Here is a 24,429-nt window from a genome sequence, read left to right on the forward strand (position 1 = left end):
GGCCCGGACCGTGCACGGTCCGGGCCCCGCCGCGTCGCCGCCTTCCGCGCGTCACTCGGTCTTGATGGCCTCCAGCACGTTCAGCCGCGCGGCCCGCCGCGCCGGCCACAGCGCGGCCAGCACGCCCACCAGCGCCGCCAGGGTGAGGAAGACGCCCATCCGGCCCCACGGCAGCACCAGTTCGTAGGTGGGCATCGAGCCGGAGATCAGCTCGCCCGCCGCCCAGCCGAAGAAGACGCCCAGGCCGATGCCGAGCACTCCGCCGAACAGGGAGATCACCAGCGACTCCAGCCGGACCATCCGCTTGACGCCGCGCCGGTCCAGGCCGATCGCGCGCAGCATGCCGATCTCCTGCGAGCGTTCGAAGACGGACATGGCCAGGGTGTTGACCACGCCCAGCACCGCGACGATCACGGCCATGGCCAGCAGCCCGTAGAGCATGTTCAGCATCATCGTGAACATCTGGGCGATGTCCTCTGACAGGTCCTTCTTGTCCTGGACCAGGATCGCCGGGTTGTCGCCGAGGGCCTTCTCCAGCGAGGCCTTCACCGCGTCGCTCGCCCCGTCGGCGGTCTTCACCATCACCTGCATGCTGGTGGCCTGCTCCAGGTGCGGGTCGAGGGTGGCGGTGTCGAGCATGATCCCGCGGATCATCTCGTTGCCCTCGTAGACGCCCGAGACGGTCAGTTCGCCGCGCTCGCCGTCCTCGTACACCACGTCGAAGGAGGAACCGGCCTTCCAGCCGTGCCGCTTCGCGGTGGCGGCGTCCACGATGACCTTCTCGCCGCCGAGTCCCTCGATGGTTCCCTGGGTGAAGTCCAGTTCGAGCAGGTCGTCGAGGGCCTCGCCGTCGACGCCGGTGAGCGGCTCGTAGTCGCCGTCGATCCGGGACGGGGAGTTGCGCAGCGGGCTGAGGGCCGTGACCTGCTCCTCTTTCGCCAGGGTCTGCTCGACCTCGGGGGAGAGGGGCAGGAAGTTGGCCATCGAGACGGTGTAGTCGGCCTTGATCGCGGCGGTGGCCAGCTTGTCGATGCCCTTCTGGACGCTGCCCGCGATCACGGTCATGCCGGTGATCAGGGTCAGGCCGATCATCAGGGCCGCGGCGGTGGCGGCGGTGCGGCGCGGGTTGCGCACGGCGTTCTGCCGGGCCAGCCTGCCCGAGACCCCGAAGACGCGCAGCACGGGGGCCGCCGCTCCGACGACCGGGCGCGACAGCAGCGGGGTCAGCACGAACACGCCGATCACCAGCAGCCCGGCGCCGGCCGACATCGGCAGCTTGCCGTCGTCCATGCCGATGCCGCTCGCGTACAGCACCAGCGCGGTCCCGGCCCCGGCCAGCAGCGCGCCGATGGTGTTGCGGACGAGCAGGCCGCGCGGGGTGGCGGGGGCGTGGACGCCGCCCATGGCGGCGACCGGCGGGACCTTGGCGGCACGGCGGGCGGGCAGCCAGGCGGCGACCACGGTGACGGCGATTCCGACGACCAGCGAGGCGACCACGGTGGACGGGGCCACGATCAGCGGACCGTCCGGCACGGTGGCGCCGAGGGAGCCCATCAGCGAGCGCATCCCGGCGCCGATCCCGACGCCCGCGAGCAGACCGACCAGCGCCGCGACCGCGCCGACGACCAGGGCCTCCACCAGCACCGAGCGGGTCACCTGGCGGCGGCTCGCGCCCACCGCGCGCAGCAGGGCCAGTTCCCGGGTGCGCTGGGCGACCAGCATGGTGAAGGTGTTGGCGATGATGAAGATGCCCACGAACAGCGCGATGCCGGCGAAGACCAGCAGACCGGTCCGCATGCCCTCCATGCCCTGCTCGATCATGCGGGCCTGCTCGTCGGCGAGCTTCCGGCCGGTGGTGGCCTCGGCCTGCTCGGGCAGGACCTCCTCGACGCGCTTCTCCAGTTCCCGCTGGCTCACGCCGTCGTCGGCCGTCAGGACGATCTCGCTGTAGTGGCCGGGCCGGGAGAACAGCTCCTGCGCGGTGGCGGTGTCGAACAGCACGAGGGTGCCGCCCGCGGCGACGCTGCCGTCGTCGGTGTCGAAGACGCCGACGACCTTCTCCTCGCGGACGGGGCCGTTGACGGACATCCGCACGGTGTCGCCGACGCCGTAGCCGGTGCGCCCGGCGGTCTTCGCGTCCAGCGCGATCTCGCCGGAGCGCAGCGGGGCGCGGCCGTCCCGCAGGTCGTAGCGCGGGTCCTCCTTCTTCCCGTCGGGGCCGGCGTCGTAGTTGCCGCCCTGGGTGGACCAGCCCTCGCCGACCAGTCCGCCGTCCTTGTCGGCGAGGGCGGCGAAGCCGGAGACGGCCCCGGTGGCCGACGCGACGCCGGGCACCCGGCCCAGCCGGTCCAGCAGTTCGCGGGGGAGGTCGGAGGGGCCGCGGAGGTCGTCCCCGCCGTCGCCGCCGGGCCGGACGGCGACGTCGACGCCTTCGAAGCCCTTGGCGGCGCCCTTGGCGTAGGCGTCCGAGAGGGTGGAGGTGAAGACCAGGGTGCCGGAGACGAAGGCCACGCCGAGCATGACGGCGAGCGTGGTCATCAGCAGTCTGGCCTTGTGCGCGAGCACATTGCGCAGGGCGGTACGGAACATGGGGTGTCGTGATCCTGGTGTGGTGGGGGCCGGTGCGGCGGCCGGGGGTGGTGGACCGGGTGCTGTGGGGCTCAGCTCGTGCGGCCCCGGGCGTCGAACGCCTTCATGCGGTCCAGGACGCTCTCCGCGGTGGGGTCGGCCATGTCGTCGACGATCCGGCCGTCGGCGAGGAAGACGACGCGGTCGGCGTAGGAGGCGGCCACCGGGTCGTGGGTGACCATCACCACGGTCTGGCCCAGTTCCCGCACGGAGTTGCGGAGGAAGCCCAGCACCTCGGCGCCCGCCCGCGAGTCCAGGTTGCCCGTCGGCTCGTCACCGAAGATGATCTCCGGCCGCGCCGCCAGCGCCCGCGCCACCGCGACCCGCTGCTGCTGGCCGCCGGAGAGCTGGTTGGGCCGGTGCTTGAGCCGCCCGGCCAGGCCCACGGTCTCCACCACCCGGTCCAGCCACTCCCGGTCCGGCTTCCGGCCGGCGATGTCCATCGGCAGCGTGATGTTCTCCAGCGCGTTCAGCGTCGGCAGCAGGTTGAACGCCTGGAAGATGAAACCGATCTTGTCGCGCCGCAACCGGGTGAGCTTCTTCTCCTTCAGGGCCGACAGTTCGGTGTCGCCGATCCAGGCGGAGCCGGAGGAGATCGAGTCCAGGCCCGCCATGCAGTGCATCAGCGTGGACTTGCCCGAACCCGACGGGCCCATGATCGCCGTGAACTGCCCCCGCCGGAACTCCACGGAGACGGAGTCCAGGGCGACCACCCGCGTCTCGCCCTGCCCGTAGACCTTGGTCAGGTCCCGGGCGCGGGCGGCCGCGGCACCGGAGGGGACGGACGGCGCGGAGGGTGTCTCGGAGTGGGTGCTGGTGGTCACGGAGAGGGACTCCTGTCGCAACGGCTTGACGGATCCCCTCCATCGTCCGTGCGGATTCGGTCACTCACGTCCGTCCCGGCTCCGGTCTCGGGGAGCGCCTTCAGGGGGATGGGAGGGCCCGCGGGTCATCCCTGAGGAGGACGGCGACCCTGATGCCGTCCCGTGGCTGGGCAGCGACTTTCCGTCATTCCTGGCGGTCCGGCGGGGACGCCGGCCCTGCGTCCGAGAGGGGCGCGCGCCGCTGATTGCCCATCAGTTGCCAATAAAATCAGACAACTTCGAGCCAAGGTCCCGTTGTCCGAGGAGGCGTCATGGATAGGCTCGTTGAGCGTCCAGGGGAGGGCCGTAGCCAGTCGGACGGTCCATGATCCGGTGCCCGGATGGTGGAATGCAGACACGACGAGCTTAAACCTCGTTGGCCTACAGGCCGTGCCGGTTCGAATCCGGCTCCGGGCACACCGGTTTCCCCGCCGCGCGGGACTTCCCCGCGCCGGACCGGGTACCAGGAACATCACGACTCCTTCCAACGTTCGTCCCAGTGCACTACCGTGCGGTCTTTGCTAAAGCATTACTCTTGAGGAAGGGCCGCGCGGTGCGGCCATGGAGGAGTGAGATGAGGAGCAGCAACCCGGTCTTCTCGCGACGGGGATTCAGCCGAGACAACGGCTACGCGGGTTTCGACGCCACGCAGCAGCCGCAGGCCGGGAACCCGTACGCGACCAACCCCTACGCCACCAACCCCTACGCCCAGCCCCAGACCGCCGGCGCGCCCCAGGGCTTCCCGCCGGTGGCTCCGCCGGCCGCCGGCCGGATGACGATGGACGACGTCGTGACCCGGACGGGCATGACGCTGGGCCTGGTCGTCGTGATGGCGGCGGTCGCGTGGGTCACGGACATGACGCTCGGCCTGGCCATCGGTGCGATGCTGGTCGCGTTCGTCCTCGGCCTCGTCCAGTCCTTCAAGCGCAAGCCGTCCCCCGCGCTGATCCTGGGCTACGCGGCCTTCGAGGGCCTGTTCCTCGGCGCCCTGAGCAACTACGTCGACAGCTGGGTCAACGGTGCGGCGATGCAGGCCGTGCTGGGCACGATGGCGGTCTTCGCCGGTGTGCTGATCATGTACAAGGCCCGCATCATCCGCGTCACGCGGCGCTTCTACCGCTACGTGATGGCGGCCGCGATCGGTTTCCTCCTGCTGACCTCGGTGAACCTGCTGTTCGCGGTCTTCGGCGGCGGTGACGGCCTCGGCTTCCGCAGCGGCGGCCTGGGCATCCTGTTCGGCATCGTCGGCGTCGTGCTCGGCGCCGCCTTCCTCGCCATGGACTTCAAGCAGGTCGAGGACGGCATCGCCTACGGCGCCCCCCGCGAGGAGTCCTGGCTGGCCGCCTTCGGTCTGACCATGACCCTGGTGTGGATCTACCTGGAGCTCCTGCGGCTGGTGTCCATCCTGCAGAGCAGCGACTGACCCGCGGCCGGCCGGGCACGGACCCGGCCGGTCCGGGCAGTCGGGGCCCGCGAGGCGCAAGCCTCGCGGGCCCCTTCGCGTTCCCCGCCGCCCGCCCGGACGTCCGCGGGGACGGCGGCCCGGGCGGGCGCATAGGGTGGTGGTGTGCTCGACGTGACCCCCCTGCTCACCGCCGTGGAACGCTGTGCCGACCGCCTGCGCGCCATGCCGCAGAGCGCCCTGACACGGGGCGCCGCGGCCGGAGGACTGGCGCTGGCCAGGGAGCTGGCCCGGCGCTCCCAGTGCCTGGAGTTCCCCGGCCGCGCCCCCCGCGAGCTGCCCGACGCGGGCGTCTTCGCCGTCGGGGACCAACTGGCCGTGGCCGGGCACGACCTGGCGGAGGCGCTGCGCACGGCCGGGACCGCCGCCGAACTGGCCGAGGCCGTGGCGCTGGTGGAGGCCGCCGAGGCCGCCGGGAACGGGACGCTCAGGGGGAGGCGATGACCCGGTCCGCCAGGACGTAGACGCTCTCCTCGCCGTACGCGAAGGTCAGGCTGTACGCGCCGAGGACGCCCGAACCCCCCACCAGGACCGGCTGGGCGCCCTCGTCCAGGGCGGCGGCGAGCCGCTCGGCGGGCTCGCGGTGGCCCGGCGCCAGGCAGACGGTGGTGCCGTCGGCGAAGACGTAGACGTCCAGCGTGCCCAGCGGACCGGACCGCACGTCGGTCAGCGGCGTACGGGAGTCGGCCAGCTCCGCCAGGCGCCGACGGGTGGAGTCGCCCGTCTCGGGGCCGCCCGGGGCGCGGCCGACGGGCTCGCCGTCGAGGCCGTGGCGGGGGTCGGAGGGGTGGCGCCGGCGGGCGGCGGCCAGTTCGGCGGGGTCGGGCTCCCCGTCCGCGTCCCCGTCCTCCGACTCCTCCGCGGCCCCGGCCTCCTCGCCGGACGCGGGCCCGGCGGGCCGCGGGGCGTCCGCTCCGGGCTCGGCGCCCTCCCGGCCCGGGTGGCGGGGCAGGAACACCTCGCCCTCGTGCACGCCGCCCAGGGCGCGCTCCAGCAGCGCGTCGAGCATGGCGGCGTCCAGGCCCGTCCCCTCGTACTCGGTGCCGCGTCCCTCCAGCAGCGGGCCGTCGGCGCGGGCGTCGCGCGCCTCCTGGGCGGCCCAGAACGCGCGGGCCTCGGCCAGTTCGCGCTCGCGCTCCTCGGCCAGGGCCTCGGCGACGGCTGACCGGATGTCCTCGATGTCCGGGGACGTACGCGGCGCCGGGACCGTGGAGCGCGCCGGGGCGCCGTGCTCCGCCGGGGCGAGCTGCGCGCGCAGCCCCGCGAGTTCGCGGCGCAGGCCGCGGACGGCGTACAGGGCCGCGCCGCCCACCACCGCGGCGACGGCGGCGGCCAGCAGCAGGAGGATGGATATGGCGCTCACTGACGTACTCCCGGTCAAAACTCCGATCTTTTGAATTCCTACCGCAGCCTGCCGGAAATCTCCTGCCGACAAAGGCCCGGAACGCCGCCGCGAGGGCCTCCGGAAGGTGCCGAACGGGGGACGGGAACGCCTGTGAGCAGGAGAAACGCCGCGCCCCCAGGAGATAGGTCACATCCTGGGGGCGCTTCGGTATCACCGGGGTCTCACCGGCGTACCGGCGGTGGGCGCGGCCGGTCCGGAACGCGCCGGATCACGCCGGGTGCGGCGGCTCAGCTCAGCCGCTCGATGACCATGGCCATGCCCTGGCCGCCGCCGACGCACATCGTCTCCAGGCCGAACTGCTTGTCGTGCCACTGGAGCGAGTTGATCAGCGTGGTGGTGATGCGGGCGCCGGTCATTCCGAAGGGGTGGCCGACGGCGATGGCGCCGCCGTTGACGTTGAGCTTGTCCAGGTCGATGCCCAGGTCCCGGTAGGAGGGGATCACCTGGGCGGCGAACGCCTCGTTGATCTCGACCAGGTCGATGTCGTCGATGGTCATCCCGGCCAGCTTCAGCGCCCGCTTCGACGCCTCGACCGGACCGTAGCCCATGATCTCGGGGGACAGCGCGGAGACGCCGGTGGAGACGATCCGGGCCAGCGGAGTGATCCCCAGCTCGCGCGCCTTGGTGTCGGACATGATCACCAGGGCGGCGGCGCCGTCGTTGAGCGGGCAGCAGTTGCCCGCGGTGACCAGGCCGTCGGGGCGGAAGACCGGCTTGAGGCCCTGCACGCCCTCCATCGTCACGCCCGGGCGCGGGCCGTCGTCCTTGGAGACCACCGTGCCGTCGGGCAGGGTGACCGGGGTGATCTCGCGCTGCCAGAAGCCGTCGGCGATGGCCTTCTCGGCGAGGTTCTGCGACCGCACGCCGAACTCGTCCATCTCCTGGCGGGTGACGCCCTTGAGGCGGGCCAGGTTCTCGGCGGTCTGCCCCATGGCGATGTAGACGTCGGGCAGTTCGCCGTCCTCGCGCGGGTCGTGCCAGCCCTCGCCGCCGGACTCGGCGCGGGCGGCGGTGCGGGCCTCGGCGTCGGCGAAGAGCGGGTTGTGGGTGTCGGGCAGACCGTCGGAGGTGCCCTTGACCGACCGGGACACCGTCTCCACGCCGGCCGAGACGAACACGTCGCCCTCGCCCGCCCTGATGGCGTGCATCGCCATGCGGGTGGTCTGCAGCGAGGACGAGCAGTAGCGGGTGATGGTGCAGCCCGGCAGGTGGTCCATGCCCAGCTGCACGGCGACGACCCGGCCGAGGTTGTGGCCCTGCTCGCCGCCGGGCAGGCCGCAGCCGAGCATCAGGTCGTCGATCTCGGTGGGGTCGAGCTGCGGCACCTTGGCGAGGGCGGCCCTGACGATCTCGGCGGTCAGATCGTCCGGCCGCATGTCCTTGAGCGAGCCCTTGAAGGCGCGCCCGATCGGCGAGCGGGCGGCAGAGACGATCACTGCTTCGGGCATCACGGCTCCCGGGAACGAGGGTGGAGGGTGCGGATGGTTGGGAACCTACCCGTCCGTAAAGCGGCGGTCACGACTCGCCACGTGTGATACGGACCTCTTTTCTAAGCGCTTGCTCAGTAGGGGGGCGGGGGGCGTTCGCGCCGGGTGCCGCGGACGCCCCTCAGGGGAGCGCGGGAGGCGTCCCGGCCCCCTGCGGCGGCGCGGGGAGCGCCTCCTCGGCCTCCGGCAGCCGCCGCCTGCGGCGGTGCTTCAGCAGAGCCCACGGGCCGCGGACCGCGGCCACCTCCGTACCGGCCTCCTCGGCCGCCGCCACGGCCGCCCGGTCGACCGGCAGGATGCCCTCGCGGCGGGCGGCGTCGGGACGCTCGTCCTCCGGCCACAGGCCCAGTGCGGCGCAGAGCGTGGGCAGGAACGCCATGGCCGCGGTGGCGTACCCCTCGGCCGAGGGGTGGTAGTGGTCCGGGCCGAACAGCTCCCGCGGGTTCGCCTCGAACTCCGGGCCCAGCAGGTCGCCCAGCGAGACCGTGCGGCCGCCCAGCTCCACCACCGCGATCGTCTGGGCCGCCGCGAGCCGCCGGCTCGTCCGGCGGGCCATCCAGCGCAGCGGCTGGGCGACCGGCTCGATCGTGCCCAGGTCCGGGCAGGTGCCCACCACCACCTCGCACCCGGCCGCCCGCAGCCGCGCCACCGCCGCCGACAGCAGCCGCACCGAACGGGCGGGCGGCACGCGGTGGGTGACGTCGTTCGCGCCGACGATCACCGCGCACACGTCCGGTGCGCCGCCCGTCCCGCCGGCCTCGTCCCCGCCGCCCGTCCCGTCCCCGCCCAGCAGCTCCGTCACCTGGCGTTCCAGGTCGTCGGAGCGGGCACCGGGCACCGCCACGTTGCGCAGCAGGACCGGCCGCTCCGCCACCGCGGCCAGGCCCGAGGCGAGCAGCGCGCCCGGCGTCTGCCCCGCCCGCCGCACCCCCAGCCCGGCGGCCGTGGAGTCGCCGAGCACCGCCAGCCTCAGCGGCGTCCGCCGCGCACCGGGACCCTGGTGCGCCAGGGCCGCGCCGTACAGCCCGTCCGCCGACGGCGGCACGGCGTCCGACTCGCCCACCCGCCTCCGCGCCAGCCGCGCCTCGGCCATCAGCAGACCGACGGCGGCCCCGCCGAGCAGCCCCACGCCCCCGCCGCCGTACGCCGCGGCGGTCACGATCCTGCGCGCCACCCTCGCTCTCGACATGGGAACCTCCGCTCGCTCCGCCGCGCCCCCACGGCTCCGGCCACCCGTGCGCCCGCGCGGTCCACGCGCGTCACCACACGTCACTACGGGTGTGTTGCCCACTGCGGTCGGTCGTGCAACGCGCGTCACCGGAACCCGAGCGTCCCCCTAGGCTGGCCCTACGGGCAGGCGACGGCGACTGCCCCCGACAGCGGAGAACCAGGTGCAGTATCACGATTCGATGATCGAGCTTGTCGGCAACACCCCGCTCGTCAGGCTGAACAGCGTGGCGGCGGGGATCCGGGCCACCGTGCTGGCGAAGGTCGAATACTTCAACCCCGGAGGCTCGGTCAAGGACAGGATCGCGGTCCGGATGATCGAGGCCGCCGAGCGCTCCGGCGAGCTGAAGCCGGGCGGCGTCATCGTCGAGCCGACCTCCGGCAACACCGGGGTCGGACTGGCGATCGTCGCGCAGCAGAAGGGGTACCGCTGCATCTTCGTCTGCCCGGACAAGGTGTCCACGGACAAGATCAACGTGCTGCGCGCGTACGGCGCGGAGGTCGTGGTCTGCCCCACCGCGGTCGACCCCGAGCACCCCGACTCCTACTACAACGTCTCCGACCGGCTCGTGCGCGAGACGCCGGGCGCCTGGAAGCCCGACCAGTACAGCAACCCCAACAACCCGCGCTCCCACTACGAGACCACCGGCCCCGAACTGTGGGAGCAGACCGGCGGGCGGATCACCCACTTCGTGGCGGGCATCGGAACCGGCGGCACGATCAGCGGCACCGGCCGCTACCTGAAGGAGGTCTCCGGCGGGAAGGTCAGGGTGATCGGCGCCGACCCGGAGGGATCGGTGTACTCGGGCGGCTCCGGGCGGCCGTACCTCGTCGAGGGCGTCGGCGAGGACTTCTGGCCCAGCGCCTACGACCGCGAGGTCACGGACGAGATCATCGCCGTCTCCGACAAGGACTCCTTCCAGATGACGCGGCGGCTGGCCCGCGAGGAGGGGCTGCTGGTCGGCGGCTCCTGCGGCATGGCCGTGGTGGCGGCGCTGCGCGTGGCCGAGCGCCTCGGGCCGGACGACACCGTCGTCGTCCTGTTGCCGGACGGCGGACGCGGCTACCTCTCGAAGATCTTCAACGACGAGTGGATGGCGGACTACGGCTTCCTGGAGGAGGGCGAGCCCACCCAGGCCCGCGTCGGCGACGTCCTGCGCCACAAGGAGGGCGCGATGCCGTCCCTGGTCCACATGCACCCGGACGAGACGGTCGGCGAGGCCATCGAGGTGCTGCGCGAGTACGGCGTCTCGCAGATGCCCGTGGTCAAGCCCGGCGCCGGGCACCCGGACGTGATGGCGGCGGAGGTCATCGGCTCGATCGTCGAACGCGAGCTGCTGGACGCCCTGTTCACCCAGCGCGCCAAGCTGGACGACCCGCTGGAGAAGCACATGAGCGCGCCGCTGCCGCAGGTCGGCTCGGGCGAGCCGGTCGCCGACCTGATGCCGGTGCTGGAGCGGGCCGACGCGGCGATCGTGCTGGTCGAGGGGAAGCCGACCGGGGTGGTCAGCCGCCAGGACCTGCTGGCGTTCCTGGCCCGGGGAGCGGCCGGCGGGGCGAAGTAGTACCCAGGCGTCACGGCCCCGCAAAACGGGGTTAACACGGGTGGGGCACCGTTGAACACGTCGGCGCCGGGAACTCCGGAGCGGCTCCCGGACCTTCCCCAGGCGCCCTGGACGCGGACGGGCTCCGGGCCCCCGCGTCTCGCGGGGACCGCCGTCGTCCCGCCCCTGGTGCGCGCACCGGGGTGCGGCGGTCCCCGCGCGGCCCCCTTCCCGCCCGCGCCCGCCCCGCGGTGTGCGCGGGGCGGGGCTCAGTCCCAGTCGCCGGACGCCCCGTCGCGCTCCAGGCGGCCGCGGAACCACGGCAGACGTCCGGCGGAGTGGAAGGCGTTGACGCCGACGATCCCGGCCCAGCAGATCAGCAGCCCCGCCCGTCCCGCGTTGAGCACGGCGATCGCGGACAGCGGGATGGCCAGCACCAGCGAGATCGCGGCCAGTCCGAAGGCGGCGCCCGGCCCCTCCGCGGAGTGGTCCCCCCGGGTGCGGGCCTCCCGGGCCTCGGCCGTCCGCTGCTCGGCCACCTGCCGCCGCACACGGCGTTCGATCACGGAGTCCAGGCGCCGGTCCACCTTCTCCAGGAAGGAGTCGACCAGCTCCGACTCGTACTCCGGCCCGAGCTCCCCGCGCGTCTGCAGGGTCGCGTCGAGCTCTTTCCTCAGCTCCGGACCGAGTCCTTCTGCGTCCATGCCCCCACGCTACGGGCGCGGGCCCGCCGGGGCGGTGGGGCTGTCCCCCGGAACGGACGGGGGCCGGCCTCCGCCCGGAGACCGCAGACCGGGGCCCGGAGGGCGTGCCGTGCCGAATACTGAATAGAGTCATGCGGGACGGGGAGCGCTGAAGAAGGGCAGACCGATGCGGGCGGACGAGTGCGGACGGGCGCGGTGAGCGGCTCGGCGGGCGCGCGGCTGCTGAAGCTGTTCGAGGGGCGCCGGCTGACCCCGACCCAGCGGCGGATCGCCCACTGCCTGGTGCGGCGCGCCGACGACGCGCCGTTCCTCTCCAGCGTCGAGCTCGCGGAGCTGGCCGGGGTGAGCCAGCCGTCGGTGACCCGCTTCGCCGTGGCGCTCGGCTTCGACGGCTACCCGGCGCTGCGCAGGCACCTGCGCGAGGAGCGGCCGGGGCCGGGGCCGGCGGACGGCGGGGACGGGCGGGACGGCCGCAACGCCTACCAGCAGGCCGTGCACGCCGAGATCGAGCACCTGCGGCGGCTCGCCGAGCAGCTCGCCGACCCCGGCCCCGTCGCCGAGGCCGGACGCCTGCTGGCCGCCTCCCGGCCCCTGCCCGTCCTGGGACTGCGGGCCGCCGCCGCCCAGGCGCGCGGCTTCGCGTACTTCGCCGCCAAGGTCCACCCCGACGTACGGCTGCTGGACGAGGGCGGCTCGATGCTGGCCGACCGCCTCGACGCGGCCGTGCGGGCCGGGGCGAGCGCGCTGCTGTGCTTCGCCCTGCCCCGCCATCCGCGCGAGTCGGCGGCGGCGCTGGACCACGCGCGGGAGGCCGGCCTGCGGGTGGTCACCGTCGCCGACAGCGCCTTCGCGCCCGTGGCCCGCCCCGGGGACCTGCTGCTGCCCGCCGCCGTCGGCACCGCGCTGTCCTTCGACACCGCCTGCGCGCCCATGATGCTGGGGCGGGTGCTGCTGGAGGCGATGTGCGACGAGCTGCCGGACGCGCAGGCCCGGCTGGAGGAGTTCGACGCGCGCGCCGCCGAGCGGGGGCTGTTCGTGGAGTGACCCGTGTTCGCGGAGCGACCCGCGCCGGCGGGGGATCCGGCGGATCGCGCGCACGGGCACTTGCCCGGCCTCTCAGAAGAATCTCATCCTGTGTTCCTAGGCTGTCCCCGGGCCTTCCCCGGCCTTCCGCCGGGAGGCCCTGACGGCATGAGGGTGAACGAAGCAGAGCGCCGGAGAGACGAAGGAGGACTGTCGTGGGGCGCGGGGCCTATGCGCTGGCGAGAGTGGCGGTGTACGTGCGGACGGCCGGTGTCGCGCTGTGGTGGACCGGTGCGGCGGCCGCGGTGGTCGGGGTGGCGATGCCCGGCCTGACCGGGCGGCGGATCGGGGTGCTGGCGGGCGCCGCGCTCCTGGTCGTCGCCGCCTTCACCGCCTTCCTGGTGCGCCGCCGCCGCTGCGGGACGCTGCTCAGGGGCGCGACCGCGGCGGGCAAGTGGGTGGTGCTGCACGACCGCGCGGTGACCGTCCGCGTCTGGCTGCGGGCCAACCGCTGGTGGCTGACCGCCGCCTTCCTGGCGGCCGTGGCCTCCTCCGCCGCCCTGCCCGCCGCGGGCGGCATGCTGCTGGCCGGGATCGGTCTGGGGCTGCGGGCCAAGGCGGTGTGGCTGGGTGCCTGGGAGCGCAGCAACGAGAAGCTGCTGTGGGTGCGCCCGGAGTGGGCGGACGGACGCAGCCCGGCCCGCGGGAAGGTGCGCGGCTGGATGACCACCGGCCCGCTGGCCGGGGACGCCGCGCCGGGCGGTGCGCGCCGCCGTCCCGCGGCGGCCGCCGCCCGGGAGCGCCGCCCCCGGGCCAGGGTCACGGCGGCGGCGCGGTGAGCGCGTCGCGCTGATCCCCGCCGGAGGCGGCGACGACCTCGTCGAGGGTCTGCGGCGGCCGTACGGTCAGGAAGCGCACGCCGTCCGTACGGCCGCCGGCGTCCGCGCCCTCTCCCGCGTCCGCCCCGGTGGTGAAGCCGTACACGCCCGGCCGGGGCAGGCTGTTGTAGTCGAACGGGGTGGAGAAGTAGTACGCCCCGGTGTCCAGCAGCGCCACCAGATCGCCCGCCTCCAACTCGGGCAGCTCCCGGCCCCGGGCGACGAGGTCCCCGGCGAAGCAGCAGGGCCCGGCGACGTCCTGGACGACCCCGGGCCCCTCCTTGGGGCGCCCGTGCCGGTCGTGGACGGCGACCCGCAGCGGCCACGCCTCGGGCGCGAAGACCGTCCGCGCGGCCACCTGGACGCCCGCGTGGGTGATCGCCACGGGACGGCCCCCGGCGCGCTTGGCGTACTCCACGCGTGCCAGGATCAGTCCGCACTTGGCCAGCAGCGACCTCCCGAACTCGGTGACCAGCCCGTAGCGCCCGTCGAACAGGCCGGGGACGGTGTCGCGCAGCAGCCGGGCGTACTCGGCGAAGGTCGGGGAGGTCTCCTCGGAGGCGAAGTCGACCGGGAGGCCGCCGCCGATGTCCAGGGTGTCGATCCGCCGCTCCCCGGCAGCCCGGTTGACCTCCTCGGCCAGCTCGTACAAGGCGGCCACCCCCGCCGCCATCGTCTCCGGCGGCATGCCCTGGGAGCCGACGTGGCAGTGGAGCCGGGTGATCCAGGGCCGCTCCGCACAGGCGCGCACGACGAACTCGCGCGCCCCTTCGTCGCGCAGCGGGAAGCCGAACTTCGAGGTGGCCGTCGCGGTGCTCGTCGCGCCGATGCCGCCCCCGCCGAGCTGGGGGTTGACGCGCAGGCCGACCGGCGGGACGGACCGGGCGGGCCGGGCGCCGGGGGCCAGCAGGGCGTCCAGCCGCGCCAGCTCCTGGCGGTTGTCGGCGTTGAGGGCGACGCCCAGCTCCAGCGCCCCGCGCAGCTCGCTCCACGTCTTGGCGGGCGAGTCCAGCACGATGCGCTCCGGGCCCACCCCGGCGGCCCGCGCCACGGCCAGCTCGCCCGGACCGGCGACCTCGCAGCCCAGCCCGAGGCCGGCCAGCAGCCGCACCACGGGCACCAGGGAGGACGCCTTGACGGCGAAGCAGTGGAGCACGGGCTGACCCGGAGCGGCCACGGCGGCGAAGGCCGCGTGGAGGCAGGCGGCGTTCTCCCGGACGGACGCCACGTCCAGCAGCGCGGCGACCGGGTGCGCGTCGGAGAGCAGGCCCTGCTCCACCGCGGCCCGGACGGCGAGCCGGCGGCGGCGGACGGCCGCGGCGGCGTCCGGAGAGGCGTCCAGAGCGGCGTCCTGGGAGGCGTCCGGGGAACCGGTGGGAGAGGCGGCGCGGCGCGTGGAAGTCATAACGGGACGAGCATGCCCGTGCGCGTGGACGACACCTCCTGTTGACTACTTCTATTCACTGCATAGAGTGACTGTAGAGTCCGATTCACACGGAGGGCAGGGGCCATGACCGAACCGTCGGGGCCGTCGGGACCGCGAACCGTACGGGCGCCGCGCGGCACCGTGCCGACCGCCCGGGGCTGGCCGCAGGAGGCCGCCCTGCGGATGCTGATGAACAACCTCGACCCCGAGGTCGCCGAGCATCCCGAGAAGCTCGTCGTCTACGGCGGCACCGGCAAGGCGGCCCGCGACTGGCGCTCCTTCGACGCCATGGTCCGCACCCTGACCACCCTCGGGCCGGACGAGACGATGCTCGTCCAGTCGGGGCGGCCCGTCGGCGTGCTCACCACCCACGAGTGGGCGCCGCGCGTGCTGATCGCCAACTCCAACCTGGTGGGCGACTGGGCCACCTGGGAGGAGTTCCGCCGCCTGGAGGCCCTCGGGCTCACCATGTACGGCCAGATGACGGCCGGGTCCTGGATCTACATCGGCACCCAGGGCATCCTCCAGGGCACCTACGAGACCTTCGCCGCCGTCGCCGCCAAGCGCTTCGGCGGCTCCCTGGCCGGCACGATCACCCTCACCGCCGGACTCGGCGGCATGGGCGGCGCCCAGCCGCTCGCGGTCACCATGAACGGCGGCGTCGCCCTCTGCGTCGACTGCGACCCGCGCGCCATCGAGCGCCGCATCGAGCACCGCTACCTCGACGTCCGCGCCGACTCCCTCGACCACGCCCTGCGCCTGGCGACCGAGGCCCGCGACGCGCGGCGCCCCCTGTCCGTCGGCGTCCTGGGCAACGCCGCCGACGTGGTGCCGCGCCTGCTGGCCATGGGCGCGCCGATCGACGTCGTCACCGACCAGACCTCCGCCCACGACCCGCTCAGCTACCTCCCGCTGGGCGTGGACTTCGCGGACATGGCCTCCTGCGCGGCCGGGAAACCCGCCGACTTCACCGCGCGGGCGCGGGAGTCGATGGCCCGTCACGTGGAGGCCATGGTCGGCTTCATGGACGCCGGCGCCGAGGTCTTCGACTACGGCAACTCCATCCGCGGCGAGGCGGAACTCGCCGGCTACGGGCGGGCCTTCGCGTTCCCCGGCTTCGTCCCCGCCTACATCCGGCCGCTGTTCTGCGAGGGCAAGGGCCCCTTCCGCTGGGCCGCGCTCTCCGGCGACCCGAGGGACATCGCCGCCACCGACCGCGCCGTCCTCGACCTCTTCCCCGAGAACGAGTCCCTGGCCCGCTGGATCCGGATGGCCGGGGAGCGCGTGCGGTTCCAGGGCCTGCCCGCCCGCATCTGCTGGCTCGGCCACGGGGAGCGCGACCGCGCCGGGGAGCGCTTCAACGACATGGTCGCCTCCGGAGAACTGGCCGCGCCGATCGTCATCGGCCGCGACCACCTGGACTGCGGCTCGGTGGCCTCCCCCTACCGCGAGACCGAGGCCATGCTCGACGGCTCCGACGCCATCGCCGACTGGCCGCTGCTCAACGCCATGGTCAACGTGGCCTCCGGCGCCTCCTGGGTCTCGATCCACCACGGCGGAGGCGTGGGCATGGGCCGCTCGATCCACGCCGGCCAGGTCACCGTCGCCGACGGCACGCCGCTGGCCGGGGAGAAGATCCGCCGGGTGCTCACCAACGACCCGGGCACGGGCGTCATCCGCCACGTCGACGCCGGGTACGAGCGCGCCGAGGAGGTCGCGGCCGAGCGCGGCGTCCGCATCCCCATGCGCGAGGGCGCGGCGGGCGGGGACGGGGGTGCCGCGTGACCCCGGAACCCTCCCGTCCGGCGCCCGGCCCCGCGCCGCGGGACGCATGGCGGCGGGGCCCCTCCTTCCACGAGATGTGGCACGGCCTGCTGCCCGTCGGACGGTCCCCGGGCGGGGGCTACCGGCGCCACGCCTGGACCGGCGCGGACGCCGAGTGCCGCGCCTGGTTCCGGGAGCAGGCCGCGGCGCGCGGACTGGCCTACGAGGTGGACCGCAACGGCAACCAGTGGGCCTGGCTCGGCGACCCGGAGGCCGGGGACGCCGTGGTGACCGGCTCCCACCTGGACTCCGTGCCCGACGGCGGCGCCTTCGACGGGCCCCTCGGCGTGGTCTCGGCCTTCGCCGCCCTCGACGCCCTGCACGAACGGGACGCCCGTCCCCTCCGGCCGCTGGCCGTCGTCAACTTCACCGACGAGGAGGGCGCCCGCTTCGGCCTCGCCTGCGTCGGCTCCCGGCTGACCACCGGGCAGCTCACCGCCGAACAGGCCCGCGGACTGCGCGACGCGGACGGGACCACCCTGGCCCGGGCCATGGAACGCGCCGGACACGACCCCGGCGCCCTCGGCGCCGACCCGCAGCGGCTCGCCCGCATCGGCGCGTTCGTCGAACTCCACATCGAGCAGGGCCGCACCCTCGCGGCCCTCCCCGGCGACCACCCGGTGGGCGTCGCCTCCGCGATCTGGCCCCACGGCCGGTGGCGGTTCGACTTCCGCGGCCAGGCCAACCACGCCGGGACCACCCGCCTGGAGGACCGCCGCGACCCGATGCTGACCTACGCCAACACCGTGCTGGCCGCCCGGAAGAAGGCCCGCCTCGCCGGGGCGCTGGCCACCTTCGGCAAGGTCGCCGTGGAACCCAACGGCGTCAACGCCATCGCCTCCCTGGTCCGCGGCTGGCTCGACTCCCGCGCCCCCGACGAGGAGACCCTCGCCGCCGTCGTCGCCGAGATCGAACGCGCCGCCGCCGAACGCGGGAAGCGCGACGGGGTGGACGTCACGGTCACCCGCGAGTCCTTCACCCCCGTCGTGGAGTTCGCCCACGGCCTGCGCGACCGGCTGGCCCGGCTGCTCGGCGGCGCGCCCGTCCTGCCCACCGGCGCGGGCCACGACGCGGGCATCCTGTCCGCCGAGGTCCCCACCGCCATGCTCCACGTGCGCAACCCCACCGGCGTCTCCCACTCGCCCGCCGAGTCGGCGGCGGAGGAGGACTGCGCCGCCGGGGTGCGCTCCCTCGCCGGCGTACTGGAGGACCTGGCATGCCGGTGAACCCGACGGACCCGGCGGCGCCCGCGGCCGTGTACTGGGCCGAGTACGCCTGGACCGGCGGCGCCGTCGAACCGGGCACGGTGATCGAGACGGCCGGCGGCCGGATCACCGCCGTCCGCACCGGGGCGGGCTCCCCGCCGCCCGGGGCCGAGCCGCTGCGCGGCCTGACCCTCCCCGGACTGGCCAACGCCCACTCCCACGCCTTCCACCGCGCCCTGCGCGGCACCGCCCAGACCGGCTCCGGCACGTTCTGGACCTGGCGCCGGGTGATGTACTCCGTCGCGGACCGCCTCACCCCCGAGAGCTACTTCGCCCTCGCCCGGGCCGTGTACGCCGAGATGGCGCTGGCCGGGATCACCTGCGTGGGCGAGTTCCACTACCTCCACCACGCCCCCGGCGGCACCCCCTACGGCGACCCCAACGCCATGGGGCACGCCCTGATCGCGGCCGCCGCCGAGGCGGGCATCCGCATCACCCTCCTGGACACCTGCTACCTGGCCTCCGGGATCCTCACCGAGCACCGCGGCAGGGCCCTCGACCGCCACCAGCTCCGCTTCGGCGACGGCAGCGCCGCCGCCTGGGCCGAGCGGGCGTCCGCCCTGGTCCCGGAGGGGGACCACGCCCGGGTGGGCGCGGCGGTCCACTCCGTGCGCGCCGTGCCGGCCGCCGAGGCGGGCGCCGTCGCCGAGTGGGCCCGGGAGCGGGGCGCGCCCCTGCACGTCCACCTCTCCGAGCAGCCCGCCGAGAACGACGCCTGCCTGGCCGCCCTCGGACGCACCCCCACCCGGCTCCTGGCCGACCACGGCGTGCTCGGCCCCGGCACCACCGCCGTCCACGCCACGCACCTCACCGGTGAGGACATCGCCCTCCTCGGCGGGACCCGCACCCGGGTGTGCGTGTGCCCCACCACCGAGCGCGACCTCGCCGACGGCATCGGCCCCGCCGCCGACCTGGCGCACGCGGGGTCGCCGCTGTGCCTGGGCAGCGACAGCCACGCCGTGATCGACCTGCTGGAGGAGGCCCGCGCCCTGGAGCTGGACGAGCGGCTGCGCAGCCGCACCCGAGGCCACTGGACCGCCGCCCGGCTGCTGGACTTCGCCGGCGAGTCCGGCCACGCCGCCCTGGGCTGGCCCGAGGCCGGACGCCTGGAGGCCGGGCGGCTCGCCGACTTCACCACGATCGCCCTGGACTCGGTGCGCACCGCGGGCCCCCCGCCCCGGCTGGCCGCCCAGACCGCCGTGTTCGCGGCGACCGCGGCCGACGTACGCCACACGGTCGTCGGCGGTCGCCATGTGGTGCGGGACGGAGTACACCGGAGCGTGCCGGACGTCCCCGCGGCCCTGGCGGACGCCATCCAGGAAGGAGCAGCCCGTTGACGACCACGACGACCGCCCCGCCGGGCGCCGCCACCAGCACCCTGATCACCAACATCGCCACCCTGGTCACCAACGACCACGAGACCGTCGAGGGCGCCGAGGACGGCATCCTCGGCCTGGTCCGGGACGCGGCCGTCGTCGTCGACGGCGACCGCGTCGCCTGGGCCGGCCCGGCCGGCCGGGCGCCCGCCGCCGACCGGCGCCTCGACGCGGGCGGCCGGACGCTGCTGCCCGGCTTCGTCGACTCCCACTCCCACCTGCTCTTCGCCGGCGACCGCGGCGGGGAGTTCGCCGCGCGGATGTCGGGCCGCCCCTACACCGCCGGCGGCATCCGCGCCACCGTCGAGGCCACCCGCGCCGCCTCCGACGAGCAGCTCGCGGCGGTCCTGGAGCGCCATGTGCGGGAGGCGCTGCGCCAGGGCACCACCACCCTGGAGACCAAGTCGGGCTACGGCCTCACCGTCGAGGACGAGGCCCGGGCCCTGCGGATCGCCGAGGAGCACGTGGACGAGGTCACCTACCTGGGCGCCCACGTCGTCCCGCCCGAGTACGAGGGCGACCCGGACGGCTACGTCGCCCTCGTCACGGGCCCGATGCTGGACGCCTGCGCCCTCCACGCCCGCTGGGTGGACGTCTTCTGCGAGCGGGGCGCCTTCGACGCCGACCAGGCCCGCGCGGTCCTCACCGCCGGGATCGCCCGCGGCCTGGTCCCGCGGGTGCACGCCAACCAGCTCGGGCACGGCCCCGGCGTGCGGCTCGCCGTCGAGCTGGACGCCGCCTCCGCCGACCACTGCACCCACCTGACCGACGCCGACGTCGACGCCCTGGCGAGCGGCCGCACGGTCGCCACGCTGCTGCCCGGCTGCGACTTCTCCACCCGCGCGCCCTACCCCGACGCCCGCCGGCTGCTGGACGCGGGCGTCACCGTCGCACTGTCCACCGACTGCAACCCGGGGTCGTCCTACACCAGCTCCATGCCGTTCTGCGTGGCCCTCGCCGTCCGGGAGACGGGGATGACGCCCGACGAGGCGGTCTGGGCCGCCACCGCGGGCGGCGCCGCGGCCCTGCGCCGCATCGACATCGGACGCGTGACGCCCGGGGCGCGCGCCGATCTCGTGCTGCTGGACGCCCCCTCGCACGTCCACCTCGCCTACCGGCCCGGCGTTCCGCTGGTGGCGGCGGTCTGGCAGCGCGGCACGCGGGTGCTGTGACGTTCCGCACAGTCCCTCCGCGGCCGGCCCCGTTCCGCCGGGTCCCCGCGTCCCGGTCCCGCGCCCCGGTCCCGCGTCCGCCGGGTTGGGGGAGCCCCCCGGAGACGGCCCGGGCCGCCCCGGCGTCTGCCGGAGCGGCCCGACGAGTCGGTGGGGAGGGCGCCGCGCGGGGCGCGGTCACTCCTCGGCCAGCAGCCCCTTGCGGAGTTTGCCCAGCGTCCGGGAGAGCAGACGGGAGACATGCATCTGGGAGATCCCCAGTTCCTCGCCGATCTCGGACTGGGTCATGTTCGCCACGAAGCGCAGGGAGAGGATTCTGCGGTCGCGTGGCGAGAGCTCCGCGATCAGCGGCTTGAGGGACTCGACGTACTCGATGCCCTCCAGCCCGTGGTCCTCGTAGCCGATGCGGTCCGCGAGGGCGCCCTCCGTCTCGTCCTCCTCGGGCTGGGCGTCGAGCGAGCTGGCGGTGTAGGCGTTGCTGGCCGCCATCCCCTCGATCACCTCCTCGCGGGAGATGCCCAGCCGGTCGGCCAGCTCGCCGACGGTCGGGGAGCGGTCGAGCTGCTGCGCGAGCTCGTCCCCGGCCTTGGCCAGGTCCAGGCGGAGCTCCTGGAGGCGCCTGGGGACGCGCACGGACCAGGAGGTGTCGCGGAAGAAGCGTTTGATCTCGCCGACGATCGTCGGCATGGCGAAGGTGGGGAACTCGACCCCGCGTCCGATCTCGAAGCGGTCGATCGCCTTGATCAGCCCGATGGTGCCCACCTGGACGATGTCCTCCATGGGTTCGCTGCGGGAGCGGAACCGGGCGGCGGCGAACTTCACCAGGGCGAGATTGAGCTCGACGAGGGTGTTGCGGACGTACGCGTGCTCGTGCGTGCCTTCCTGGAGCGTCTTCAGGCGCTCGAAGAGGGTCCGGGAGAGGGCTCGCGCGTCCAGCGGCCCCACCTCGTCGTACGGCGGGATGTCGGGGAGCCGGAGCCGGTCGGCCAGGCGCTCGGCCTGTTCCGGAGCCGCATCCGGATGCCCGCTCCCGCTCTGTTCGGGCGATACGATCGACGACGCGGCGGGCGATTCGTCGAGCCGGGGTGACATGGTGTCCTCCATCGTTCTCGGCATATGGCTGCCGAAGCCGTTCCTGCACTACTGGGGTGCGGCGCCTCCAAAGCCGACGTGTTTCGGGGGTTTCTCCTACGCCTACCTGCTCTCACGGGGGCATGGCAAGTGGTGGTTGTCCGAATATGACCCAATGTGCTGGTTGTGCGGCTACCGGTTGCGGCGGTAAAGGCGTAGGGTTCGAACGTCCATCTTCTGACGGCAGTGATCGGCCACTCGACGAACGTGAAGGGGTGTGCATGGACCGCGGGATGCCCGGCAGCACCAGCCACCGGGGCCGGCTGACGGTCGACGTGGAGCGCCACGGCGCGAGTCTGGTGGTGACACCGGACGGTGAACTCGACCACCACACCGCCGATCTGCTGCGCGAACCGCTGGAGGGCGCGCTCGAGGACGGCTGCAAGCTGGTCCTCGTCGACTGCTCGAAGCTCGAGTTCTGCGACTCCACCGGGCTCAACGTCCTGCTGGGCGCCAGACTGAAGGCCGAGGCCGCCGGCGGCGGCATCCACCTGGCCGGAATGCGGCCGGTCGTGGCGCGTGTGTTCGAGATCACGGGCGCCGACGGTGTGTTCGCCCTCCACGAAAGCCTGGCCGACGCCCTGAAGGAAACGGCACAGTCCTAGAAGCCGTGACGAGGGCCGCAGCCCGTCCGGGTCCCGGGCCGTAACCAGAGCGTTACGCGGGGAAAATGATTCCTGCGGGATCGAGGGGTGTTCTCCCGGCGCGGTCGGGCAGGAGAGTCCCTGAAATGCCCCCGAAACAGTTTGTCCGCAGACCGAGCGAGAACCGACGAATTGGTCAATCGGTGAGGTGAAGCACTGATGAGCACCACCCGACCGCAACCGGCGGGCGAGCGTGGCCCGGAGCCGGAGGGCACGGCCACGACCGCAGCCGCACCGGTCGGTCAGGTGCGCGAGATGCGCCAGGTTCGAAGGCTGCGGCTCATGGGGGCCAGCGGCGCCGTGCCGCGCGCCCGTGACTTCACCCGCCAGGCCCTCCACGACTGGGGATGGCTGCCCGCGGCCACGGCCGAGCAGCGCGCCGCCGCCGAGGACGCCCTCCTCGTCGTCTCCGAACTGGTGACGAACGCCTGCCTGCACGCCGACGGCCCCGAGGAGGTCCGGATAGGTTTCGGGCCCAAGCTGCTGCGGATCGAGGTCGCCGACCGGGGCGCCGGTCTTCCCTCGCCGCGCACGCCGCACCGTCCCGGCCGCCCCGGCGGACACGGGATGTTCATCGTCCAGCGCCTCTGCCTGGACTGGGGCGTGGTGCGCAACCCCGACGGGACGCCGGGGAAGACAGTCTGGGCCGAGCTCGCCGGGCCCGACGCGGACTGAGCCCGCCGGGCCGCCCCACCGGGTGCGCGGGCCCCTCACCGGACCTCCGTGACGGAGCCGGGCCCCGGACCTTGCCGCAAGGTCCGGGGCCCGGCTCGTCTCCGTCTGCGGGCCGCTACCGCACGTCGCCCATCAGGGCGCGGATCCGCTTCCCGGCGGTCATGAAGGCGAAGCCCGCGACCACGGCGATGACGCCCCACATGGTGTAGTAGGCGGCGTCGCCCATCGGCTCGTTGAGCTGGGTGGCCCAGCCGTTGAGGGCGTTGCCGGTGGCGGTGGCGAGGAACCACAGGCCCATGATCTGGCCGACGAACTGCCTCGGCGCCAGCTTGGTCGACAGGGACAGGCCCACCGGGGACAGGCACAGCTCACCGAGCGTCTGGAGCAGGTACACGCCCAGCAGCCAGAAGACGGTGACCTTGCCGGTCTCGCTGTTCGCCGCGGCGGCGCCCGCCAGGCCCATCAGGCCGAAGGAACCGCCGATGAGCAGCATGGCCAGCGCGAACTTCATCGGGGCGCCGGGCTCGCGGTTGCGCTTGGCCAGCCAGACCCACAGGCTCGCGAAGAGCGGCGCCAGGACGATGATCATGACCGGGTTGACCGACTGGAACCACGAGGCCGGGAACTCCCAGCCGCCGATCATGCGGTCGGTGTCGTTGTCCGCGAAGATCGTCAGCAGCGAGCCGGACTGGTCGTAGATCATCCAGAACAGCACGGCGGTGGCGAAGAACCACACGAACGCCTTGACGCGCGGCCGGTCCTCGCCGGTCAGCTCCGGGTTCCGGTACATCGAGACGAAGTACAGGATCGGCACGACCACGCCCAGGACGGCCAGGAAGTTCACCACGTGCTCGATGTCGTAGGTGCCCAGGGCCAGGTCCACCAGCAGCGCGGCGAGGGCCAGACCGGTCCACAGCGCGGCCTTGCGCAGCACCGAGCGCTTCTCCTCCGGCGAGGCCGGGGTCCCGGGGTGCCGGCCGACGTCGCCGAGGTAGCGGCCGCCCAGGACGTACTGGACGACGGCCAGGGTCATGCCGATGCCGGCGACGGCGAAGCCCAGGTGCCAGTTGACGTTCTCGCCGAGGTAGCCGACCACCAGCGGCGCGAACATCGCGCCGATGTTGATCGACATGTAGAAGATGGTGAAGCCGGCGTCGCGGCGGGCGCTGGGCTGGCCCTCGTAGAGGCCGCCGACCATCGCCGAGATGTTCGGCTTCAGCAGGCCGGTGCCGACGGCGATCAGGCCGAGGCCGACGAAGAACGCCACGTCGGACGGGATGGCCAGCGTGTAGTGGCCCGCCGCGATCACGATGCCGCCGACCAGGACCGCCTTGCGGGCCCCCCAGAGCCGGTCGGCCACCCAGCCGCCGGGCATGGCCGCCATGTAGACGACGGCGTTGTAGACGCCGTAGATCGCCGCGGCGAGGGCCTCACGTCCGGCGAGCGGACCGTCGAGGACGCCCGCGATCAGGTAGAGGACGAGGATGGCGCGCATTCCGTACCAGGAGAAGCGCTCCCACATCTCGGTCATGAAGAGCGTGGCCAAGCCGCGTGGATGGCCGAAGAAGGTCTTGCCGGACGTGCCGGCGGAGTCCTTCGTGAGACTGGACGCCATGGTGGTGGTTCCTTGCTCGGTCGGGACGCGTGAGATGTGGTGCACACGCGCCCGGGGCGGTTGGTCGGCCCCGGCGCCGC

At 74.0% G+C, this 24,429-nt stretch carries 20 protein-coding genes and 1 tRNA gene; 12 read left to right on the forward strand and 9 right to left on the reverse strand.

The window, feature by feature from the left end; genetic code table 11:
• Positions 1-51: 51 nt before the first annotated feature.
• A complete protein-coding gene (locus tag ABD358_RS24995; RefSeq protein WP_344633403.1) occupies positions 52-2,589 on the reverse strand; it encodes an ABC transporter permease in 2,538 nt (845 codons plus the stop codon).
• A 71-nt stretch (positions 2,590-2,660) separates the two neighbouring features.
• Positions 2,661-3,452 (reverse strand): ABC transporter ATP-binding protein, encoded by a 792-nt coding sequence (locus ABD358_RS25000; RefSeq protein ID WP_344633404.1) that lies wholly within the window; start codon positions 3,450-3,452, stop codon positions 2,661-2,663.
• Positions 3,453-3,826: 374 nt separating this feature from the next.
• On the opposite strand from ABD358_RS25000, the gene ABD358_RS25005 reads away from it, so the two are divergent.
• From ABD358_RS25005 to ABD358_RS25015, 3 genes are all read left to right on the forward strand, one after another.
• Positions 3,827-3,908: transfer RNA gene (locus ABD358_RS25005), tRNA-Leu, on the forward strand.
• A gap of 157 nt (positions 3,909-4,065) precedes the next feature.
• Complete coding sequence (locus ABD358_RS25010; protein WP_344633405.1) at positions 4,066-4,914, forward strand: Bax inhibitor-1/YccA family protein; 849 nt, start codon at positions 4,066-4,068, stop codon at positions 4,912-4,914.
• Positions 4,915-5,058: 144 nt separating this feature from the next.
• Positions 5,059-5,397: a hypothetical protein gene (locus tag ABD358_RS25015; RefSeq protein ID WP_344633406.1), complete on the forward strand. Its 339-nt coding sequence runs from the start codon at positions 5,059-5,061 to the stop codon at positions 5,395-5,397.
• On the opposite strand, the gene ABD358_RS25020 is transcribed toward ABD358_RS25015, so the two are convergent.
• The 3 genes from ABD358_RS25020 to ABD358_RS25030 all read right to left on the reverse strand — a co-directional run bounded on the left by ABD358_RS25020 (position 5,381) and on the right by ABD358_RS25030 (position 9,034).
• Positions 5,381-6,316, reverse strand: a complete 936-nt coding sequence (locus tag ABD358_RS25020; RefSeq protein ID WP_344633407.1) for a hypothetical protein — start codon at positions 6,314-6,316, stop codon at positions 5,381-5,383. The genes ABD358_RS25015 and ABD358_RS25020 overlap by 17 nt on opposite strands.
• Before the next feature lie 269 nt (positions 6,317-6,585).
• Positions 6,586-7,806, reverse strand: coding sequence for an acetyl-CoA C-acetyltransferase (locus tag ABD358_RS25025; RefSeq protein ID WP_344633408.1), 1,221 nt, complete (start codon positions 7,804-7,806; stop codon positions 6,586-6,588).
• A 160-nt stretch (positions 7,807-7,966) separates the two neighbouring features.
• A complete protein-coding gene (locus tag ABD358_RS25030; RefSeq protein WP_344633409.1) occupies positions 7,967-9,034 on the reverse strand; it encodes an SGNH/GDSL hydrolase family protein in 1,068 nt (355 codons plus the stop codon).
• A gap of 202 nt (positions 9,035-9,236) precedes the next feature.
• On the opposite strand from ABD358_RS25030, the gene ABD358_RS25035 reads away from it, so the two are divergent.
• A complete protein-coding gene (locus tag ABD358_RS25035) occupies positions 9,237-10,637 on the forward strand; it encodes a cystathionine beta-synthase (protein ID WP_344633410.1) in 1,401 nt (466 codons plus the stop codon).
• Positions 10,638-10,885: 248 nt separating this feature from the next.
• Here ABD358_RS25035 and ABD358_RS25040 read toward each other — a convergent pair whose 3' ends face one another.
• Positions 10,886-11,320 (reverse strand): hypothetical protein, encoded by a 435-nt coding sequence (locus ABD358_RS25040; RefSeq protein WP_344633411.1) that lies wholly within the window; start codon positions 11,318-11,320, stop codon positions 10,886-10,888.
• A gap of 180 nt (positions 11,321-11,500) precedes the next feature.
• Here ABD358_RS25040 and ABD358_RS25045 point away from each other — a divergent pair, with 180 nt between their 5' ends.
• On the forward strand, positions 11,501-12,364 hold the full coding sequence (locus ABD358_RS25045) for a MurR/RpiR family transcriptional regulator (RefSeq protein WP_425576416.1): 864 nt from the start codon (positions 11,501-11,503) through the stop codon (positions 12,362-12,364).
• 194 nt (positions 12,365-12,558) lie between these two features.
• Entirely contained in the window at positions 12,559-13,182 is a 624-nt protein-coding gene (locus tag ABD358_RS25050) for a hypothetical protein (protein ID WP_344633413.1), read from the forward strand.
• Here the strand turns inward: ABD358_RS25050 and ABD358_RS25055 are convergent.
• Positions 13,163-14,626: a type III PLP-dependent enzyme domain-containing protein gene (locus ABD358_RS25055; RefSeq protein WP_344633414.1), complete on the reverse strand. Its 1,464-nt coding sequence runs from the start codon at positions 14,624-14,626 to the stop codon at positions 13,163-13,165. The genes ABD358_RS25050 and ABD358_RS25055 overlap by 20 nt on opposite strands.
• Positions 14,627-14,731: 105 nt before the next feature.
• Here ABD358_RS25055 and hutU point away from each other — a divergent pair, with 105 nt between their 5' ends.
• From hutU to hutI, 4 genes are all read left to right on the forward strand, one after another.
• Positions 14,732-16,432 (forward strand): urocanate hydratase, encoded by a 1,701-nt coding sequence (gene hutU / locus ABD358_RS25060; RefSeq protein WP_344633415.1) that lies wholly within the window; start codon positions 14,732-14,734, stop codon positions 16,430-16,432.
• 74 nt (positions 16,433-16,506) lie between these two features.
• The gene (locus ABD358_RS25065; protein ID WP_344633458.1) at positions 16,507-17,697 is read left to right on the forward strand and encodes an allantoate amidohydrolase; all 1,191 of its coding nucleotides are present in this window, start codon (positions 16,507-16,509) and stop codon (positions 17,695-17,697) included.
• Positions 17,688-19,073, forward strand: coding sequence for a formimidoylglutamate deiminase (locus ABD358_RS25070; RefSeq protein WP_344633416.1), 1,386 nt, complete (start codon positions 17,688-17,690; stop codon positions 19,071-19,073). The genes ABD358_RS25065 and ABD358_RS25070 overlap by 10 nt, the downstream gene beginning before the upstream one ends.
• Positions 19,070-20,284 (forward strand): imidazolonepropionase, encoded by a 1,215-nt coding sequence (gene hutI / locus ABD358_RS25075; protein WP_344633417.1) that lies wholly within the window; start codon positions 19,070-19,072, stop codon positions 20,282-20,284. The genes ABD358_RS25070 and hutI overlap by 4 nt, the downstream gene beginning before the upstream one ends.
• A gap of 177 nt (positions 20,285-20,461) precedes the next feature.
• Here hutI and ABD358_RS25080 read toward each other — a convergent pair whose 3' ends face one another.
• The gene (locus ABD358_RS25080) at positions 20,462-21,388 is read right to left on the reverse strand and encodes an RNA polymerase sigma factor SigF (protein ID WP_344633418.1); all 927 of its coding nucleotides are present in this window, start codon (positions 21,386-21,388) and stop codon (positions 20,462-20,464) included.
• Between the two features lie 248 nt (positions 21,389-21,636).
• Between ABD358_RS25080 and ABD358_RS25085 the strand changes: the two genes are divergently transcribed.
• Together ABD358_RS25085 and ABD358_RS25090 are read left to right on the forward strand one after the other, a co-directional pair.
• On the forward strand, positions 21,637-22,020 hold the full coding sequence (locus ABD358_RS25085) for an STAS domain-containing protein (RefSeq protein WP_344633419.1): 384 nt from the start codon (positions 21,637-21,639) through the stop codon (positions 22,018-22,020).
• Between the two features lie 198 nt (positions 22,021-22,218).
• Positions 22,219-22,734, forward strand: a complete 516-nt coding sequence (locus tag ABD358_RS25090) for an ATP-binding protein (protein WP_344633420.1) — start codon at positions 22,219-22,221, stop codon at positions 22,732-22,734.
• Between the two features lie 115 nt (positions 22,735-22,849).
• Here the strand turns inward: ABD358_RS25090 and ABD358_RS25095 are convergent, their stop codons facing one another.
• Complete coding sequence (locus ABD358_RS25095; protein WP_344633421.1) at positions 22,850-24,349, reverse strand: peptide MFS transporter; 1,500 nt, start codon at positions 24,347-24,349, stop codon at positions 22,850-22,852.
• Positions 24,350-24,429 lie beyond the last annotated feature (80 nt).

The sequence above is a fragment of the Streptomyces glaucosporus genome, assembly GCF_039533345.1.
Classification (GTDB): domain Bacteria; phylum Actinomycetota; class Actinomycetes; order Streptomycetales; family Streptomycetaceae; genus Streptomyces; species Streptomyces glaucosporus.

What these genes read in the sequence shown, in the direction of transcription:
- ABD358_RS25090 (WP_344633420.1), top strand. Translation starts at nt 22,219, where the DNA reads ATGAGCACCACCCGACCGCAACCGGCGGGCGAGCGTGGCCCGGAGCCG.
- hutU (WP_344633415.1), top strand. Translation starts at nt 14,732, where the DNA reads ATGACCGAACCGTCGGGGCCGTCGGGACCGCGAACCGTACGGGCGCCG.
- ABD358_RS25025 (WP_344633408.1), bottom strand. Translation starts at nt 7,806, where the DNA reads ATGCCCGAAGCAGTGATCGTCTCTGCCGCCCGCTCGCCGATCGGGCGC.
- ABD358_RS25065 (WP_344633458.1), top strand. Translation starts at nt 16,507, where the DNA reads ATGTGGCACGGCCTGCTGCCCGTCGGACGGTCCCCGGGCGGGGGCTAC.
- ABD358_RS25055 (WP_344633414.1), bottom strand. Translation starts at nt 14,626, where the DNA reads ATGACTTCCACGCGCCGCGCCGCCTCTCCCACCGGTTCCCCGGACGCC.
- ABD358_RS25095 (WP_344633421.1), bottom strand. Translation starts at nt 24,349, where the DNA reads ATGGCGTCCAGTCTCACGAAGGACTCCGCCGGCACGTCCGGCAAGACC.
- ABD358_RS25080 (WP_344633418.1), bottom strand. Translation starts at nt 21,388, where the DNA reads ATGGAGGACACCATGTCACCCCGGCTCGACGAATCGCCCGCCGCGTCG.
- ABD358_RS25085 (WP_344633419.1), top strand. Translation starts at nt 21,637, where the DNA reads ATGGACCGCGGGATGCCCGGCAGCACCAGCCACCGGGGCCGGCTGACG.
- ABD358_RS25070 (WP_344633416.1), top strand. Translation starts at nt 17,688, where the DNA reads ATGCCGGTGAACCCGACGGACCCGGCGGCGCCCGCGGCCGTGTACTGG.
- ABD358_RS25040 (WP_344633411.1), bottom strand. Translation starts at nt 11,320, where the DNA reads ATGGACGCAGAAGGACTCGGTCCGGAGCTGAGGAAAGAGCTCGACGCG.
- ABD358_RS25010 (WP_344633405.1), top strand. Translation starts at nt 4,066, where the DNA reads ATGAGGAGCAGCAACCCGGTCTTCTCGCGACGGGGATTCAGCCGAGAC.
- ABD358_RS25030 (WP_344633409.1), bottom strand. Translation starts at nt 9,034, where the DNA reads ATGTCGAGAGCGAGGGTGGCGCGCAGGATCGTGACCGCCGCGGCGTAC.
- ABD358_RS24995 (WP_344633403.1), bottom strand. Translation starts at nt 2,589, where the DNA reads ATGTTCCGTACCGCCCTGCGCAATGTGCTCGCGCACAAGGCCAGACTG.